At 58.1% G+C, this 17,060-nt stretch carries 15 protein-coding genes; 2 read left to right on the top strand and 13 right to left on the bottom strand.

The features are described from left to right. Positions 1 to 82: 82 nt before the first annotated feature. From ASD36_RS19255 to ASD36_RS19240, 5 genes are all read right to left on the bottom strand, one after another. A complete protein-coding gene (locus tag ASD36_RS19255) occupies positions 83 to 2,272 on the bottom strand; it encodes an anthranilate synthase (protein ID WP_060505772.1) in 2,190 nt (729 codons plus the stop codon). A gap of 109 nt (positions 2,273 to 2,381) precedes the next feature. Then, on the bottom strand, positions 2,382 to 2,426 hold the full coding sequence (gene trpLE / locus ASD36_RS31145) for a trpE operon leader peptide TrpLE (protein ID WP_197065633.1): 45 nt from the start codon (positions 2,424 to 2,426) through the stop codon (positions 2,382 to 2,384). Positions 2,427 to 2,515: 89 nt separating this feature from the next. Then, positions 2,516 to 3,259: an SDR family NAD(P)-dependent oxidoreductase gene (locus ASD36_RS19250; protein WP_060505773.1), complete on the bottom strand. Its 744-nt coding sequence runs from the start codon at positions 3,257 to 3,259 to the stop codon at positions 2,516 to 2,518. Positions 3,260 to 3,334: 75 nt separating this feature from the next. Further along, a complete protein-coding gene (locus ASD36_RS19245; protein WP_060506059.1) occupies positions 3,335 to 3,769 on the bottom strand; it encodes a MarR family winged helix-turn-helix transcriptional regulator in 435 nt (144 codons plus the stop codon). Between the two features lie 79 nt (positions 3,770 to 3,848). Then, complete coding sequence (locus tag ASD36_RS19240) at positions 3,849 to 5,897, bottom strand: TonB-dependent receptor (protein WP_244482309.1); 2,049 nt, start codon at positions 5,895 to 5,897, stop codon at positions 3,849 to 3,851. 377 nt (positions 5,898 to 6,274) lie between these two features. Between ASD36_RS19240 and ASD36_RS19235 the strand changes: the two genes are divergently transcribed. Continuing rightward, positions 6,275 to 7,150 carry an extensin family protein gene (locus ASD36_RS19235; protein ID WP_060505775.1) on the top strand — a complete coding sequence of 292 codons (876 nt, stop codon included), beginning with the start codon at positions 6,275 to 6,277 and terminating at the stop codon, positions 7,148 to 7,150. Between the two features lie 117 nt (positions 7,151 to 7,267). Next, entirely contained in the window at positions 7,268 to 7,777 is a 510-nt protein-coding gene (locus ASD36_RS19230) for a DUF1993 domain-containing protein (RefSeq protein ID WP_060505776.1), read from the top strand. Positions 7,778 to 7,831: 54 nt separating this feature from the next. On the opposite strand, the gene ASD36_RS19225 is transcribed toward ASD36_RS19230, so the two are convergent. The 8 genes from ASD36_RS19225 to ASD36_RS19190 form a co-directional block, all read right to left on the bottom strand. Beyond that, positions 7,832 to 9,511: a formate--tetrahydrofolate ligase gene (locus ASD36_RS19225; RefSeq protein ID WP_060505777.1), complete on the bottom strand. Its 1,680-nt coding sequence runs from the start codon at positions 9,509 to 9,511 to the stop codon at positions 7,832 to 7,834. Between the two features lie 182 nt (positions 9,512 to 9,693). Further along, positions 9,694 to 10,821, bottom strand: a complete 1,128-nt coding sequence (locus tag ASD36_RS19220; RefSeq protein WP_060505778.1) for a DUF2333 family protein — start codon at positions 10,819 to 10,821, stop codon at positions 9,694 to 9,696. Then, the gene (locus ASD36_RS19215; RefSeq protein ID WP_060505779.1) at positions 10,814 to 12,115 is read right to left on the bottom strand and encodes a DUF6638 family protein; all 1,302 of its coding nucleotides are present in this window, start codon (positions 12,113 to 12,115) and stop codon (positions 10,814 to 10,816) included. The genes ASD36_RS19220 and ASD36_RS19215 overlap by 8 nt, the downstream gene beginning before the upstream one ends. Before the next feature lie 21 nt (positions 12,116 to 12,136). Next, positions 12,137 to 12,406, bottom strand: a complete 270-nt coding sequence (locus ASD36_RS19210) for a type II toxin-antitoxin system RelE/ParE family toxin (RefSeq protein WP_060511745.1) — start codon at positions 12,404 to 12,406, stop codon at positions 12,137 to 12,139. After that, a complete protein-coding gene (locus ASD36_RS19205; protein WP_060505781.1) occupies positions 12,390 to 12,623 on the bottom strand; it encodes a DUF6290 family protein in 234 nt (77 codons plus the stop codon). Before ASD36_RS19205 ends, ASD36_RS19210 begins: the two co-directional genes overlap by 17 nt. An 87-nt stretch (positions 12,624 to 12,710) precedes the next feature. Then, the gene (locus ASD36_RS19200; protein ID WP_060505782.1) at positions 12,711 to 14,627 is read right to left on the bottom strand and encodes an AAA family ATPase; all 1,917 of its coding nucleotides are present in this window, start codon (positions 14,625 to 14,627) and stop codon (positions 12,711 to 12,713) included. A gap of 3 nt (positions 14,628 to 14,630) precedes the next feature. Next, on the bottom strand, positions 14,631 to 15,779 hold the full coding sequence (locus ASD36_RS19195) for a hypothetical protein (RefSeq protein WP_060505783.1): 1,149 nt from the start codon (positions 15,777 to 15,779) through the stop codon (positions 14,631 to 14,633). 187 nt (positions 15,780 to 15,966) lie between these two features. Continuing rightward, a complete protein-coding gene (locus tag ASD36_RS19190) occupies positions 15,967 to 17,055 on the bottom strand; it encodes a hypothetical protein (RefSeq protein ID WP_060505784.1) in 1,089 nt (362 codons plus the stop codon). Positions 17,056 to 17,060 lie beyond the last annotated feature (5 nt).

Below are 17,060 nucleotides of genomic sequence, written 5' to 3'. Positions count from 1 at the left end.
ATATGGATCAAGGCTACGGCTTTGTCAAAGCGTCCGTAGCGGGTCGGGCCCGGAATTTCCGTCTAAACTGACGAAACGCCTCTTATGCGGCCTTGATCTTCGCTCGCTTGGCCAGATGCGCCACCACGTTCTCGATCATCCGCATGCCGGCATCGCCACCCAGCGTCATGATCGATTCCGGGTGGAACTGCACGGCGGCAATCGGTTCCTTGGTATGTTCGATGCCCATGATCGTGCCGTCGTCGCTCTCGGCCGTGATCATGAAATCCCGTGGCAAGGTCGAGGGGTCGGCGAAGATCGAATGATAGCGGCCCACGGTGACTTCCTTGCCAAGACCGGAAAAGACGATGCCGGGCTCCAGCACGCGGATGCGCGAGGGCTTGCCGTGCATCGGCACGGCAAGCTGGCGCAGATCGCCGCCATAGGCTTCGGCCAGTGCCTGCAACCCGAGGCAGACGCCGAAGATCGGCAGATCATGGGCACGCGCCTTCTTGATCGTCGCCTTGCAATCGAAATCCTTTGGCGTACCGGGTCCCGGCGACAGGACGACGAGGTCAGGCTTGACCCGGCCGAAAATCTCGTCTGAGACCGGCGAACGTACCGTCGTCACCGTCGCGCCCGTCTGGCGGAAATAGTTGGCCAGCGTATGAACGAAGCTGTCCTCGTGATCGACGAGCAGAATCTTGACGCCGGTGCCAACCGGAGCGACATCGCGGCGAGCGCCGCGGCTGTTGGCGGATTTTGCGTCGCGGATCGCTGCGATCATGGCGGATGCCTTCAGTTCGGTTTCGGCTTCTTCTTCTTCCGGGTTGCTGTCATTGAGCAGCGTCGCACCGGCGCGCACCTCGGCAATGCCGTCCTTGATGCGGATCGTGCGCAGGGTCAGACCGGTATTCATGTCACCGTTGAAGCCGACCATACCGATGGCACCACCATACCAGAGCCGGGCGCTCTTTTCATGGCTTTCGATGAAGCGCATGGCCCACAGTTTCGGCGCACCGGTGACGGTGACGGCCCACGCATGCGACAGGAAGCCGTCAAAGGCGTCCATGTCATCACGCAGGCGCCCCTCGATGTGGTCAACTGTATGGATCAGACGCGAATACATCTCGATCTGGCGGCGGCCGATGACCTTGACGGAACCCGGTTCGCAGACGCGACTCTTGTCGTTGCGGTCGACATCCGAGCACATGGTCAGCTCGGATTCGTCCTTCTTGGAGTTCAAAAGCTTGAGGATCTGCTCGCTATCGGCGATCGGATCGTCGCCGCGCTTGATCGTGCCGGAAATCGGGCAGGTTTCGATGCGGCGACCGGAGACGCGCACGAACATTTCCGGTGAAGCGCCAACCAGATATTCCTGATTGCCGAGATTGATGAAGAAGGAATAGGGCGACGGATTGATCGCCTTCAGCCGGTTGGAAATTTCCGATGGCTTGCTTTCACAGCGTTCGTAGAATTTCTGGCCCGGAACCACCTCGAACAGATCGCCGCGGCGGAAGCTTTCCTTGGCCTTGGTGACGAGTTCGGCATATTCCCCAGGACGATGATCGCCATGCGGCGGGATGCTGTCGACGGTCTGGAACGGTTCCGGCGCAATATCGCCCGCCTTGCCTTCGGTCGTTTCGCCGTCCTTGGCGAAATCATAGCGGTCGATCCAGGCCTTGGCCGAATAGTGATCGACGACGAGGATTTCATCCGGCAGGAACAACACCATGTCGCGCTGGTCGTCAGGACGCTTCAGCTTCAGTTCGATCGCATCGAACTGAAAAGCCAGATCGTAGCCAAAGGCACCATAGAGGCCGAGATTGGCATCTTCCTGCGAAAAGAACAGGTTGGTGACCGCGCGCAGAACGGTAAACACCGTCGGCATCTTCGAGCGCTCTTCCTCGGTGAACACCCGGTCCGGCATGTTGACCGTGAGATCAAGACGGCGAGCCGTGGCAGAACCGAGCGTGATATCGGCGACATCGGCAAGATGCTTTGAGACCATCGCCAACAGCGCTTCGCCGCGCTCGTTATAGGCTTCGATCCACAGGGCGCGGCCGAACGAGGAAATGGCAAGCGGCGGATCGATGATCGCCGTGTCCCAACGGGTGTAGCGGCCCGGATATTCGTAGTTGGAGGAAAAGACCGCGCCCCGGCGTTCGTCGAGCCTGTCGACATAGCTGGAAATCGCTTCGCCATAAGGGGCCTCGCGCCGCCTTCGGGTGACGGAAATGCCGCCCTTGGTGGTATAGGCTTCCGCACCGTCTGCAAGAATAGTCGTCGCCATCTGTCGCTCCGTTCAGGCCCGTCATTCCTGCGGCCCGAATACAAAAAAGCCGCCTCGAAACTTCCGGGCGGCTTGTCGTCTCAATCACGCATGACTGGTCAAGGCCGCTTCAGCGAGCCCACCACCAGATTGCAATGTTGCGTGCGTTTGTCATGGCGGAATTGTTAGCGTGAGACAAAGGATTGTGCAAGCGGGCGTCGGCGGAAAAATGGAGATGCGATTTCCGCCGCGCCCTTCTGCATCTTATGCCGGAAGCCGGGTGGACATATGCGCCTGCACGCCCTTCGGATCAGCCGCAAACGCTGCCGCAACCGAACGGGTCAGTTCGCCCGGGAAAACCTCCTCGATGCCAGCCTCGACCGCATCGAGCGTTTCGCTGACGACATCCAACGGCTTCAGGCGGGGCTCCGGCAAACTGCGGCCCATATCGGTATCAACCTGCACCGGCATGGTGACGACAACTTGCGTTCCCTGGCCAAGCAGCTCCGCCCGGATCGAGCGGCTGGCCGCAAGACCTGCGGCCTTCGATGCCGAATAGGTGCCGGCCGATGGCAGCGTCACCAGAGACAGAAAGGACAGGACGTTCACGATGCTGCTTTGAGAAACCTTAGCAAGGATGGGCGCAAAAGCCTTCGACAGAGACAGCACGCCGAAATAGTTCACGTCCATTTCCTGCCGGGCGATCGAAATATCCGGCGCAGAAATAACCCCCTGCCCGCCGGCAAAGCCGGCATTGTTGATCAGCAAGGTCACATCGGACGCCGCCTTGGCGGCTTCAGCCACATCGGCAGGGTTGGTCACATCCAGTTTCAGCGGTACGAGACGCGCGGGATCAAGTGCAACGAGATCCGCAAGCGAAGCCGGATCGCGGGCGCCGAGATAGATTTTTCTGGCTCCGCGGCGCAGCAGTTCGGCAACGAATTCGCGGCCGATACCACGATTGGCACCGGTGACGAGAGCGACGGCATTTTCGATTTTCTGAGGCATCATTTCTTCCTTTGATATGTGCATATGCACTATATTGCTTACTAAAAAAGCCGGAGAAAGCCCGGCTTTGGGTTATCAGGCGGCCTTTCCGGACGGGATGGCGAGAAGCATCTCCCGCAGATTGTTAGCGCGCTCGGCTCCGACCAATTCCACATACTCCGCCTGCGCGGCATGCCAGCATTCGACGCCTTCCGACAGCTTCTGCTGCCCGCTGGCTGAGAGCGCCAGCAAGAGCTTGCGCGATCCTTTGCCTTCCGGTTCGCTGGTGACATAACCGTCGCGTTCCAGCGGCTTCAGGGCGCGCACCAATGTTGTGCGATCCATCACCATCGCTTCGGCCATCTCTGCCATTCCGGCCTTTCCCGCTTCGGCGATGTAGACCAGCAAAGAGAATTGTGCCGCCGTGATCCCTGCCCGTGCATAATGCCGCTCATAAAGCTGCGACACGAAACGGGCAGCCTGGCGAATGGCGAAACAGTTGCAGACGGTGATGGACGATTGTGTTTTCATGACGAAAACGTATATGTGCATATGCACTTTGTCAATAAAAAAGAAGGCGGCCTTTCAAGCCGCCTTCTTCATTCAGAGATTAGAACGTTGCCTTTGCCGTCAGCAGGAAGGTCCGTCCACGACCGGTGTCGACCGTGATGCTCGGCGAAGTGCTGAGAGCCGGCGTATATTCCTTGTCAAAGACGTTCAGCACACTGGCGGTTACCTCGAAACCGTTCTTGAACTTGTAGTTGGTGAAGATATCGACCAGCTCGTAGCCGTCCTGATAAGGTGATTGACCCGGAGCGACATTGACTTCGCCGATATAGCTTTCACTGACCGCATACAGGCGGCCGCCGACCGTCAGGCGATGATCTTCGAGGAAGCGCGCGCCAAGCGTCGCCGTGAAGATGTCATCCGGCAAATAGCTCTGCGCACCAAAACCGTTCACCTGGGAAGGCAGATCGGATTCCGTGTGGGTGTAGGAAACGTTGGCGAACACGAAACCGGCGTCATAGGCGCCTTCCAGTTCGATGCCCTGCACCTTGGTGGTCCCGGGAACATTGGCGAAATGTGTACCACCAATGAAGTTTGCAGTGATGTAATTGTCGACATCGTTATTGAAGTAGTCGGCCCTGAAGCGGAAACTGTCGCCGGCTGTCAACAGGTCGTCCACCTTGATATTGGCGCCGATTTCCCAGCCCTTGGAGATTTCCGGTTCAAGGAACGGATTGGGGAAGAAGAACTGTGGTGCGCCGCCGCCCGGATGCGTTCCACCGACGAAGGTCTCATTGACGGTCGGGCCACGCGAGGTCTCGGCGTATTTGACATAGGGCTGCAGCCAATCCACCGGATTGAGCGCGAAGGTGACGCTCGGATTAAGACGGCCTTCGGAACTGTCTACCGAGTAAGGGCCAGCCGGCATGCCGAGGGGATTGCCGGCGGAAACCTGGCCATTGCCCTTGAGATCGAAACGATCGTAACGCAGGCCCAGCGTCAGATCGGCCATGCCATAGGTCAGCTTGGTCGAGTTGAAGACACTCGTCGTCGAACTCTTGCCGCTGCCGTTGACACCGGAACTCGGCGCCAGCCTGCTGTTCACCACATCGTAATCGTCGGAGAAATATTCAACGCCATAGTTCGATGTGACGGCGACCGCGCCGAGATCGAAGTTAGACGTATTGGAGACGTCAAAGCCAAAACCCTTGTCGTCGACGACACGGCCGGCCGCCGAACCACCGCCTGGGATCATCGGGCTTTGGTCATATTTCATCTTGATGTCGTTGTAGTAAATGTTGGCGCGGAAATCGATCAGGTCGTTGCCGGGTGTATAGGCATAATTGGCGCTGTAGGTCTGCGCGTTGATTGTCTGGTCATAGGAATTGGCGATGAAATCATTGTTGTAGAGAATGCCGCTGAGCTTCAGCGAATGCTCGTCGTTCGGCGTGATCTCGGTTTTGAAAATACCGGAGATCAGGTCGGATTCAGTGTAGGGGACGACCTCACCATTGCCGTTCTTGTAATTGCCGGGATCCTTCTTGCTGATGCCGCCGAGGAAGGCAATGCTGTCATTGACCCGGTAGGCGCCGAGCGCCGATTCCGACCAGCCGGACCGGTTGCTGCCGAAGGACGCCGTGGCAAAGCCGCCGTAGTTTTTGCCATCCGTCAACAGGTCTTCGATGTTATAGGTGCGCATATTGGCAGCACCTGCCAAGGCCCCTGCCCCACCAACGCCGGACACTGCACCACGCGAAATATCGATACCGCTGATGAACGCTGGATCGATATAGGCAAAGCCCTGAGCCTCATGGCCTGTGAACCGGAAATTCTGGCGTACACCATCGATCATCATATTGACGCGGCCGGATCCTTCGAGACCGCGAATATTGACGGCGAGACCCGGGTTCTGCGGGTTGTCACGGGTAAAAGTCCCCGGCGTTGCACGCAGGGCATCGTCGATGTTCCTGTTGCCGAACTGCTCGACTTCATCGGCAGTGATGGTGCTGGTGGCAGCCGGTGTCGAATAGGGGTCACGGCCCGTTTTGCCGCCCGTCGCGGTGATGGTCTTCAGATAAGTCGCCTCACCGGCCGGTGCGGTTTCCTCCGCCTTCTTCTTCAGCGCGGCCAACTCCTCTGGAGTTTGCGCCAAGACGTGGCCTGCAGGAGAAAGCGTCAAAAACGCCGCGCATGCCAAAAGAGCCGCGCAGTGATGCCGGGTAATCATGAATCAATCCTTTGATAAAGTCACCGGGCTGGCTGCTGAGGCATTCGCTCAAGGGGCTGGCTGGGTATGGCGTCGAAGCATTTGGGAGCAGTTGTAATGGGCTGCTTGTATGCATCGGTTAAAAAACATGACACTTATTGTCAACAAATAATTGTCTTACTTTTGTCAGATTCTGACTTGCCCACGATTATGTGTTTCGATTTGGCAACGATCCGGTCCCTGGGGCTTCCATGCAACCCTTTTGCAGCCGAATGCGTTGTGAATTCGAACCCCTGCCGTCCCGGCAGAACCGGAGACCGTCAATGCCTCTTCGTTTCCTCGCCCCTCTCCTCTCCGCCGTCCTGCTGGCAAGCGCCGGTCTTCCTGAAAAAGGTCCGCTCCCAGAGGAAAAACCAGCAGCGACTGAAACTAAACAAGGCGGGAAGGTTGTGATACCGCAGGAAAAACCCGAAGCGAAATCCGAGGTGACCCCAGAGGTCAAACCGGAGAAAAAACCGCAGGCAAAGATTGATGAAAAGGCGCCAGCCGGTGAGGAAATTCCTGCAGACATAAAGCCTGAAACCGTTCAACCGCAGGTGAAACCGGCGCCGGAACCCGTTCTGACCATCAAGCCCGAGGACGACAAGGAATATGCCACCTGCCTTGCCGACCTGAAGGCCATTGGCGCCGTCTTCAAGGAAGAACCGCGAATAGACGATGGCAAGGGGTGCGGTATCGACAAGCCATTGACGCTATCGGCCGTACTGCCGGGCATTACGTTGAAACCGGAAGGCAAGATGCGCTGTGAAACGGCGCTGGAACTGGCGCGATGGACCAAGGACGCAGTCTTGCCCGCAGCCAGGGTTGCACTCGAAAGCGAGGGAGAGCTGACCACCATCAACCAAGCCTCGAGCTATATCTGCCGCCTGCGCAACAATGCGGCGACCGGAAAGATTTCCGAACATGCACGCGGCAACGCCATCGACATCGCCTCCTTCACGTTCAAAAACGGAAAATCGATCGAGATCCAGCCGCGTGACGAAGATTCGACATTGGCCGGCGCCTTCCAGCGGGCGGTGACGGCAACCGGCTGCCTCTATTTCGAAACCGTGCTCGACCCAGGCAGCGACGAAGCCCACGAAAACCACCTACATTTCGACGTGATCGAGCGCAAGGGCGGGTACCGTTACTGCCGTTAAGCGCACCCTTCAAAATTGGCCGGAGATCAGCAATGCAGCATCTTGCCCAAGGCTTCGTCCCGCCCCATCTGCTCAGGATATCCGGACCATCAACGGCACCCGTTCAAAGGATTTCTCATGTCCGTTTCCATGTTCAAATTGTCCGTCCCCGTCTTCATTCGCGGGCTTAACGTTCTCGCCGGCCTGCTCGACAAGGCCGAATCCTACGCCGCCGAGAAAAAGATGCCGCTGGACAACCTGTTCAACGCCCGCCTCGCGCCGGACATGCTACCGCTTTCCGCCCAGATCCAGCGTGTCAGCGATACGTCGAAAAATACCATCGGCCGCCTGATTGGCGTGGCAGCGCCCAGTTTCCCAGATAACGAGACAAATTTCGGCGAACTTCGCGAACGCATCGCCAAGACGATCGCCTACCTGGAAACAGTAAAGCCGTCGGATCTCGAGGCCAGCGATACCAGGGAAATCACTGTCACGTTCGGCAAGCTCAGCTTCACGTTTCCCGGTGACGACTATGTGCTGAAATTCGCCCTGCCGAATTTCTTTTTCCATGTCACGACAGCCCACGACATCCTCCGCAACCAGGGCGTGGCCGTCGGCAAGGTCGATTTTCTCGGCCCTTACAGCTGACCAGAGAATGGCCTGGCGGATCGCTGCAGGGAGCAACGGTCCGCCGGATTTTCGCTAGAAAAGCCCCTCGATATAGCCGTCTTCATTGAGAAAGATTTTCTCTGAAGAAGGCACTCTCGGCAGGCCTGGCATGGTCATGATCTCGCCAGTGATGACAACGATGAAACCCGCACCTGCGGACAACCGGACCTCGCGGATGGGGACGGTATGGCCGGTCGGCGCGCCACGCAGGTTCGGGTCTGTCGAGAACGAATACTGGGTCTTGGCCATGCAGACCGGCAGGTGGCCGTAGCCCTGCTCTTCCCAGGTTCGCAATTGGTCGCGCACCGATTTGTCGGCGATGACGGCATCGGCGTGATAGATATCCTTGGCAATCGTCTCGATCTTCTTGAACAGCGACATATCATCGGGATAGAGCGGCGAGAACTGCGAATGGCCGCTCTCGGCCAGCGCCACGACCCTGCGGGCCAGATCTTCGATGCCGGCAGAGCCCTCCGCCCAGTGCCTGCACAGAACCGCCTCGGCACCGAGCGTCGCGACATAGTCCTTGATCGCCTTGATCTCGGCCTCGGTATCCAGTGTGAAATGGTTGATCGCCACCACCACCGGAACGCCGAATTTCTTGACGTTCTGGATATGGCGGCCGAGATTGGAGCAGCCCTTCTTGACGGCCTCGACATTCTCCTGCCCGAGATCCTCCTTCTTGACGCCGCCATTCATCTTCATTGCGCGGGCCGTTGCAACAATCACCGCAGCATCCGGCTTCAACCCTGCCTTGCGGCACTTGATGTCGAAGAATTTTTCGGCCCCGAGGTCAGCGCCGAACCCGGCTTCGGTGACGACATAATCGGCAAGCTTCAGCGCCGTCGTCGTCGCCACCACCGAGTTGCAGCCATGGGCGATATTGGCGAACGGGCCGCCATGGACAAAGGCCGGGTTGTTTTCCAGCGTCTGGACGATGTTCGGCTGCATCGCATCCTTGAGCAACACGGTCATTGCCCCATCCGCCTTGATATCGCGGGCAAAGACCGGCGTCTTGTCGCGCCTATAGGCGATGATGATGTCGCCAAGGCGTTTTTCAAGGTCCTTGAGATCGGTGGCAAGACACAGGATCGCCATGACTTCCGAGGCAACGGTGATGTCGAAGCCGGTCTCACGTGGAAAGCCGTTGGCAACGCCGCCAAGCGAACCAACGATATGGCGAAGGCCACGGTCGTTCATGTCCATCACGCGGCGCCAGGCAACACGGCGGATATCGATATTCTGCTCGTTGCCCCAGTAGATATGGTTATCAATCAACGCCGACAGAAGATTGTGGGCCGACGTGATGGCGTGGAAGTCGCCTGTGAAATGCAGGTTGATGTCCTCCATCGGCACCACCTGCGCATAGCCGCCGCCGGCAGCTCCACCTTTGACCCCGAAACACGGACCAAGCGATGCTTCGCGGATACAGACGACCGCCTTCTTGCCGATACGGTTGAGGCCGTCACCAAGGCCAACCGTGGTGGTGGTCTTGCCCTCACCAGCCGGCGTTGGATTAATCGCCGTCACCAGGATCAGCCGGCCATCCGGGCGGCCTTTCTGCTGCGCAATGAACTCGGCGCCGATCTTTGCCTTGTCGTGGCCGTAAGGAAGCAGATGTTCGGGTGGAATTCCAAGCTTGGCGCCGATTTCGAGGATCGGTTTTTTCGTCGCTGCGCGGGCAATTTCGATATCAGACTTCACATCGGCCATATGGTGTCTCTCCCGTTCCACCTTTTTCTTGGTCTGAGAGCATATGAGCGTGAACCGAAGGCGCTTTCCATCATTTTGTTGAGAAATGGCGGCGAAAAACGCAAAATCTGGCGATTTTCTGAAAGAACAAACGAAAAAGACGGAGGAACAGCGTTCCTCCGTCTCCAAACAAGTGAAAAGGCTCAGCGCGCCAGAATGTCGCGCATTTCAACGAGGTTCGAGCGAACCCTGAGAACATAAAAGCCGAGCGTTGCCAGATGGGTCGGCATGATCCAGCCATCTTCCTGGCCATTGGAGATGATCAGCGGCTGGATGCGCAGGGCAGCACGCATCTGCTTGATGCTTTCATTCCAGATTGGCGCCAGACCGCGCTGGTTGATCACCCCGTCAAAGTCTGCGCCGGTTGCCGTCAGGATGCCGTAGTAGCCGTAAAGCTGACCGTAGGCGAACCAGAACCGGTCGTCGGCCCGCGTATCGAACCAGCCGCCGTTGAAGTTCTCGGAACGCTCGCGCAGCATGGCAGACGTGCTGCCGATCGAGCTCGAAACGCGGTCCATGAATTCGAGGAAATTGTCAGCGCGGGCATCGAAGGTGGCAGCGCACGTGGCCAGCTGATCGTTGAACCCGCGAAGGTCCTTCAAGGCAGCACGATACTGCGTCGGCGTCGGCGTCAGGAAGCCGAAGGGTGACAGGCCGAAATACCAGTTGGTTTCCTCGTACTGCATCTTGCTGCGCACGCTCTGCAACTGCGGATTGATGCCGGAGGTACCGCGCATACGCACCAGTGAATCGACCAGTTCGACAGTGGTGCGGCGGACGGCTTCATTGACGCCGCGCTGGAACGACGCCTTGTTGTCGAGCCATGGCGTGCGGTCCCAGTCCATCCCGAACAGGCCGGCTTTGTAGAGCACCATGGACGAGATCCACGCATTCTGGTTGACATTGTAGTCGATCAGATCGGCGGTGACATCGACGATGGCCGAACGCTCGCAGGCATTGGCCGGCGCCGTCTGGCCAGCGGCGACCTTGACCGGAAGGCCTGCATCATTCTTGCGCTCAGCAAGATTGTACCGGTTGGGATAGTCAGGATCGAAATTGGTCCAGACCTGCGTCTGCCAGATGAAATAGCCGTAGAGTGCGATCAAAACCAGGAGACCAAGACCGATCGGACCCTTGATGATCCACGCGCGCCCTCTGTACCAATTTGCAACCGCCATGAAGGGAAAAAGAATCCAGGACACCGCCAGGCCAATACCCCGGCCGATCGCTGCAAACACACGCTGGAAAAACGCAACGATCGGATCAAGCATTCGTGTTATCCTCCTTGAGGCCATAAAGGCGTTTGCGGAACGCCACCTTGTCCATGAGATATGTGCTGGTCAGTGTCGCGACAACATATTCCCTGAACTTTTCGCTGTAATGTTCATAGGCCGTATAAAACCCCTGCTTGTCAAAGACGAAGCGGGAAACGAAATCACTCGGGCAGAGCTGCGAGATCAGCCGGTTGGTCAGCCATTGGTCCGGATGATTGGGCGAGGCTCGCACCAGCAGAAAGCGGTTCTCAGGGCTTACATCCTGCATCTTGATGCTGCCCGACGCCGAAATCGTCCGGATCATCGTTTGCAGGAACGGATAGGTTCCATCCGAGGCGACCAGCGCCGAATTGCGGTGGAGCCAGGTCTGCAACCAGATTGAATCGATCGCGTTGATATCCGTCGTTGGGTCCGCCTGATTAACCAGGCTGCGCAGGATCATGTCGGCCCGATGCTGATAGAGGCCGGAATCCTGTACCCAGGACGCTTGCGGCAATTGCAGCCGGTTGGTGGAGGCCAGGAACTCATAGATGCGCTGATGGTCGGACAGGCTGATATAACCGACCTGCCACGGACGTGAACGGCGAAAGCCCGGCACCGAAGGATCGCAGATCACGGTCGTGGTCTTTTCATCCAGGAAGACATAGACGCCGCCGAAATGATTGGCCCAGAATGCATCGTGGCGGAACACCAGCTTGTCCGGCACAAGCGCATTCTCACGGATATCGCCGGTCACCTTTGCCAGTTCGACCATCCGGTTAAGCAGCGCATCATCGGCCCAGGCCGTCGGCACCGTCTTCAACCGGTCGACAAGCGAGCGCAATTCGGCCGCCTTGCCGAGCATGTCCTCGGCCGACAGGACGCGAAAACGGACCTCATTGATCGACAAGAGGTCATCGATATCATTGACGACCGATACGGAATCCTCGATCTCGCCGTACAGCGCATCCTTGATCGTCACCGCATTGATCGCCCGCCGGTTGGCGCCGAAAAACTCGTGCATCAATCCAGCGGTGTTGGAAAAGCTGGTATGAACGACCGGCAGTTCTTCCTGGTCCGGCGTCATGATGATGAAGCGGCGGTTGACGCGGTTGGGGTCGAGATAATCGCGGTCGCCAAGTTCATCGGCGATTTCAGGCGAAAACCCGGTCATGTCGATCTGGAAGGACGGCAGAGACGTCGGGCGCAGGCCAAAGCCCTGCAACGCCTTGTTATAACGCGCAATCAGATGCGGCTCGGAAATATCGAGCAGGCGTCCGTAAATCAGTTCGGCTTCGAGGAGGCGTTTCATGCGGTCAAGACCATGGGCTGATCACCTGTAAATTTCACGTCGATGCCCAATCTCAACAACGAGGACAATAAGCTGCGTGTCTCGCAGCTCGCACAAAATCCGGAAATCACCAACCCTGTATCGCCAGAGATGGCCAAGCGCACCACCTTGCAACGGTTTTCCCAGCAAGCGCGGATTATCGAGCGTTGCAACACGCTTTCGCAAATACTCCCGGATTCGAACAGCATTGGAACGTCCCATCTTTTCAAGCTGCCGGAGCGCCTCGTCCGTCAGCTCAATCGTCCAAGCCAAGTTTCCTCTCAACTTCTTCCAGAGTGTAGGTGCGTGTCTCACCGCGCGCTAATTTTCCCAACACCTGTTCTGCCATATAGATATCTTCGAGATCTTCGAGATGTTCCTCGATCGCCTGCCGGATGTAAAACGTCGCCGTCCGCCCTGTGCGAGCCGCAAGCGCCTGCAATCTTTCGTAAGTCTCGTCAGGAAGACGGATTGCTGTTTGCTTAGCCATGATGAATTTCCATATGGGATACGTGTATACCATGTAGCACGACTATGTCTTAATTGCCATAACGAGCAAAACGTGGTTGCATTTCGCCTATCCCTGCCAGCGCCCGTCAGCCTTCATGGCCTCGATCTCACGGATGGCCTTCTCCCTTTGGCGTTCGCGGCGGATGATGTCGGTGACAGCTGCATCGTCGGATTTGTCGGTGTAGCGGAACTCGCTGTCGGCATAGCGGTTGATTTCCTGCATGACCATCTCGAGCGTGATCGGGCCGCGGAGGGTTTCGATCATGGCTTTCTTCTCGTCATAGGCTTTGTGCATGAAGGCTTCCGGCGTCGCAAACCAATCGTCCGGCAGGTCCACGTCCATCGCCCGCATCTTGACTGCATCGGTGATGTTCTTGATCGCCCGGCCGGTGAAGCGCGGCTCGGCCTCCTTGATCATGTGCAGATAGGAGCCGACATCGGCCAACGTCTCGATCTTGCCCTCTTCCTTTTCGTGGCGTTCCCAGACGGCCAGCAGCCCCTCCTCCTTCGGGCGGGCATGTTCGGCATAGGATTGTGACACGGCCTTCTTGATTTCCTGCCCGGCAAACAGCTGGTGTTCACCCAGCGGGATCTTGTGGTTCTTGCCAACCAGCATGGCGAAGATGTCGATATAGTCGCCTTCCGACTGCGGCCCATCCACCAGCCAGCGGGCACCGGCGCGCTGGCGCAGCGCGTCGTCGACATTCTCCGGATAGTTGGAGAACATGCCGAAGGTGCAATTGCCGCGGATCACCGTCGAGGCGCCCGCAAAGCTCTCCATCAACACCGCCGTCACCTCGTGCTGTCCGGCCGAGGCGCGATCATCGGAACGCTTGGCGGCCACCTGATCGACATCGTCGATCGTGCCGAAGCCGATGGCGCGCGGATTGATGACATTGTTGACGAAGGCCTTGCAGTTCTGGCCGGATTTTCCCTGATAGGAGGAAATCTGGTCGACGCCGAAATTCTCGTAGTGGAAGGCGTAACCGGCGATCTCGCAGTAGTCGTTGAGCAGACCCGCCAGCATCTGGATAAGAATGGTCTTGCCAGTGCCCGGCATGCCGTCGCCGATGAAGGTGAAGAGAAAGCCGCCAAGCTCGACAAACGGGTTCATCTGCCGGTCGAAGTCATAGGCCATCAGCATCTTGGCAAGCTTCAGCGCCTGATACTTGGCAATATGGTTGCCGATGATCTCTTCCGGCTTCTTGAAGGTCATCACCAGCGGCGCGCGCTTGGCGCCTGGCGCAACATCGAAACCGTTCAGCGTGAAGTCGTCCTGATCGAGACGGATATGCACATTCTCGAAGCTGGCAAGCCCGGTGAACCGCGCCTTGCGGCCGATCAGGCCTTCGATGGCAACACGGGCAAAGGCGCGCGCCCGGCTGGTCAGGGCGACATCATCCGGCGCCCCGGCAATCGTCTTGTCGAGCGCAGAGATCATGCTCTTCAACGCATCCTGCGGCGTATCGAACAGAAAATCCGGCTCGTTGCCATCCTCGACCGGCTCGCCCTCACCGGCAAGCGTCGCGCCGAGATAGGCGGCGAAAGTGAAGGCGGCGATATAGGCGGAAGCAGACAGAAGCGCCTTGAACTGGTTGGCGTCCTCGCCGGATAGCGGTGCTGTCGCATTGCGCGACTGCAAGCCTTCCAGATTGGTCTGGCGGGCAAACACGTCGGCAACCGCCAGCGCCACCTGCAATCCGCGCCGTGAACGATAGAGCAAGGCGTGCTGCGCGGGAGACATCAGCGGGTCAGCGGAGCGGATCGACTGGATGGTCTTCGTCAGCTCGACCTCGCGGGTGCGGCGCTGTCCGCCGGTTGAAACGGTCGAGACAAAGCGGCGGCCCGTTCCAGCCAATGCCGTAGCCGCAGCCGGATCGTCTGCCTCCAGAAGAATGAGCCGGGTGACCAGACCTTGTGCCACCGCCAGATGTTTGGCGATGTCGTCCTCGTGCAGCGTCGTCAAGCCCGCGTTCAGTGACATTGTCTAGACCTCGCTGATGACCTGGTTTCCGGAAATCACATGCACCTTGTAGTCACCAAAAATCGCTGCAGCGTCTCCGGCAGCATAAAGCGCCTGATAGGCGTCGTGCGGCACCAGTGCGTGTTTCTCGTAGGAACTGACACCCATGCGCGTCGCCTCGAGATTGTCGGTATCGATATGGAATTCTTCCGATGCCGGCGTCGATGAGAAGAAGCCCCTCTGGGCCGGCCGTTCCGCCTTGGAGAACACCTCCTGCACCGTCCACGTCAACAGCCACGCATTTTCGGTCTTGCGGACCTTCGACAGGATGTCGTTGATCTTGGCATTGTTCTCGGTAATTCCGGCCGAATAGAACGGCCCAAGCACGATGCGCCGCAACTGCTTGGGATGCAGCTCCTCGAAATCCTTGTCGAGATTGGTGGCGATCGTCACCGGTGTCAGCGAATAGGCGCTGTTCTTCAGCGCGAAATCGTCGAAACGGCTGGCAAGATCCGGATTGAGCAATCCGCCGATCGGCAGCGGGATATCCGTATCGGGATTGAGCTTGCCATCCGGCGTCACCAGAAGCTTGATGATCTTTTCCGACGAATCCTCGATCACCGACATATAGACCATCGGCAAGGTGCTTGTTCCGTCAAACGCGCCCCAACAGACGACATAATAGGGCCGCATGGTCTTCGGATTGACGCCGACACGGATGGTCTCAGGCATGATGAAGGGTGAAAAAATATCGCCCTTGCCGATCTGCTCGAGATAGAGCCGCTCGGCCATGCGTGACTGCAGTTCACCCGGAAAGGCCTTCTGCCGCAGGATGAAATCGGCCATTTCCTGGCGCAGTGCATCGGCCGCGGGAATACCGGCCAGCCGCTTTTCCGCCGACTGCCTGTCGTTTTCCAGTTCCAGGACATTCTGGAACACCGGAAAGCCGCTTTCGGCCCGCGAGATCCGGAACTGCTCGATGAAACCGATCCGGTTTTCCCAGCAGGAAAAGGACGCCTTCAGCCGTGACAGGTAGGGAATGACGACCTCGCCGACCACCGTATCGCGATAAAGCGGCGAGTTGCGGTCCCCGAGGAAGATTTCAAGGCCAGCGAGCGCTGCCCGGATGGACGCGAAGTACTGGCCGACGGGACCTTCGGATGCGGCATTCATGATGGTTGTCTCAACAACAATGCTCTTTGTGCGGCGTAAAGCCCCTCATCCGGCCTGTCGGCCACCTTCTCCCCGTTTACGGGGAGAAGGGATAAGCGGCAAACTCCGTAGTCCCCTCTCCCCGCGTGCGGGGAGAGGGTTAGGGTGAGGGGCTTGATGCCATGGTGAGCAGCCGGCATGCGCTGCACTACTGCTTCACGTAATTCGCCGAATTGTGCTTGTCCATCACGGCCTGGAACCGGCGCGCAAAGGCATCGTCGGCAAGCTTCTTGCGGCGCTGGATGTCCTGGGTCGAGAGCATGTTCTTCTCGTGCATTTCCAGGAGATCGCCGATATGGCGCTGCGAGGCCGAGCCGATACCGGCCATGGTTTCTTCCGCCGCCGTATCGACCTGGCTGCCAAGCGTGTTGATCTTGTGGGCAACATCCTGCTGGGCAGCCGTCTTCAAGGAATCTTCCAGCGCCTTGTACAGCACGATGCGCTGCTCGGTATCGATGGTCAGCTTGTTGATCAGCGTGTTCTGCGCGGCGATCTGGTTATTGAGTGAATCGACGAAAGTCTGGAACATCGAGGTGTAGCGCTCGTATGTCTGGCTTTCCGCCAGCAGTTCCTGCTCCTTCGCCTGCTTCTCGTTATATTCCGTCGCCAGAACCGAACGCTCGCCCTCAAGCTGGGTGCGGGAGATCTGGTCGGTCGAGGCGGCAATCTTGTTTTCAATGTCCATCAGCATCGGGTTGAGTTCCTCGATGCGCTTCTGGGTTTCCTGCAGGTTGGCCATCGTGGCCTTGCGCCGCTCGATCACCTGCAACAGGCTTGCCTCCGAAGTCTTGTAGCGCTGGTCGAGAACGCTCTTCTGTTCCTTGAGGATGCCGACGATGGTGTCGGACTTGGCCAGCAATTCCTGCAGGTTTCCGGCCAGCGACATGTTGCGGACACGGTCGGTGCGCATGCGCTGGGCACTCTGCTTGGAAAAGATGCCGATGAATTTCTCATAGCCGGTATAGCTCTTCATGCTCTCGAATTCGGAGCCGAAGGCATTGGTGGCGTCTTCCAGGCCGATGATCAGGTCGGCAATATTGCCTTCCATCACCTTCTGCTGGTTGATGACGTCCTGGATGCGGGCATTCTCGATGTCGAAATTGGCGTCGCCCAGTGTGGTGTCGGATTTGGCGAACTGGTCGAGCACGACGGCCGACTGGTTCATCTTGCCGCGCATCTGCTCGACGATGCCGCGGGTTTTCTCGATTTCGCTCTCAAAATTCTGAAGTGTCGCCATCGGTT

The organism is Rhizobium sp. Root1334 (genome assembly GCF_001426665.1).
Lineage (GTDB): Bacteria > Pseudomonadota > Alphaproteobacteria > Rhizobiales > Rhizobiaceae > Pararhizobium.
This window is presented reverse-complemented; position numbering and strand designations above follow the sequence as displayed.

Bases quoted from the DNA above. Each gene is read 5' to 3' on its own strand.
- ASD36_RS19255 (WP_060505772.1), bottom strand. From the start codon at position 2,272: ATGGCGACGACTATTCTTGCAGACGGTGCGGAAGCCTATACCACCAAG.
- ASD36_RS19195 (WP_060505783.1), bottom strand. From the start codon at position 15,779: ATGAATGCCGCATCCGAAGGTCCCGTCGGCCAGTACTTCGCGTCCATC.
- ASD36_RS19245 (WP_060506059.1), bottom strand. From the start codon at position 3,769: ATGAAAACACAATCGTCCATCACCGTCTGCAACTGTTTCGCCATTCGC.
- ASD36_RS19205 (WP_060505781.1), bottom strand. From the start codon at position 12,623: ATGGCTAAGCAAACAGCAATCCGTCTTCCTGACGAGACTTACGAAAGA.
- ASD36_RS19235 (WP_060505775.1), top strand. From the start codon at position 6,275: ATGCCTCTTCGTTTCCTCGCCCCTCTCCTCTCCGCCGTCCTGCTGGCA.
- ASD36_RS19215 (WP_060505779.1), bottom strand. From the start codon at position 12,115: ATGAAACGCCTCCTCGAAGCCGAACTGATTTACGGACGCCTGCTCGAT.
- ASD36_RS19250 (WP_060505773.1), bottom strand. From the start codon at position 3,259: ATGCCTCAGAAAATCGAAAATGCCGTCGCTCTCGTCACCGGTGCCAAT.
- ASD36_RS19230 (WP_060505776.1), top strand. From the start codon at position 7,268: ATGTCCGTTTCCATGTTCAAATTGTCCGTCCCCGTCTTCATTCGCGGG.
- ASD36_RS19200 (WP_060505782.1), bottom strand. From the start codon at position 14,627: ATGTCACTGAACGCGGGCTTGACGACGCTGCACGAGGACGACATCGCC.
- ASD36_RS19225 (WP_060505777.1), bottom strand. From the start codon at position 9,511: ATGGCCGATGTGAAGTCTGATATCGAAATTGCCCGCGCAGCGACGAAA.
- ASD36_RS19190 (WP_060505784.1), bottom strand. From the start codon at position 17,055: ATGGCGACACTTCAGAATTTTGAGAGCGAAATCGAGAAAACCCGCGGC.
- ASD36_RS19220 (WP_060505778.1), bottom strand. From the start codon at position 10,821: ATGCTTGATCCGATCGTTGCGTTTTTCCAGCGTGTGTTTGCAGCGATC.